This is a genomic window from Paracraurococcus lichenis, assembly GCF_030657435.1.
In the GTDB taxonomy this organism is placed as follows: Bacteria; Pseudomonadota; Alphaproteobacteria; order Acetobacterales; family Acetobacteraceae; genus Paracraurococcus; species Paracraurococcus lichenis.
Window position 1 is genome coordinate 1 of record NZ_JAUTWS010000602.1, and the last position, 256, is coordinate 256.

A 256-nucleotide genomic window follows, 5' to 3' on the forward strand; every position below is an offset into this window, starting at 1 on the left:
TCGGCCGCTGCCCGCCTGGTCGGTGGGCCGGGTGACGCTGCTCGGCGACGCCTGCCACCCGACGCTACCCTTCCTGGCGCAGGGGGCGGTGATGGCGATCGAGGACGGCTTCATCCTCGCCCGCGCGCTCGCGGTGCAGCCCGAGGACGTGCCGGCGACCCTCCGCCGCTATGAGGCGGCGCGCCAGGCGCGGACTGCGCGCGTGGTCGAGGGTTCGGCGGCGAACACGCGGCGCTTCCACAACCCCGCCCTCGGT

1 protein-coding gene is annotated in these 256 nt (G+C 76.2%); it reads left to right on the forward strand.

Annotated features, from left to right (window positions below):
• The coding region (locus Q7A36_RS41390) for an FAD-dependent monooxygenase (protein ID WP_305109564.1) at positions 1-256 on the forward strand (256 nt) is incomplete at both ends.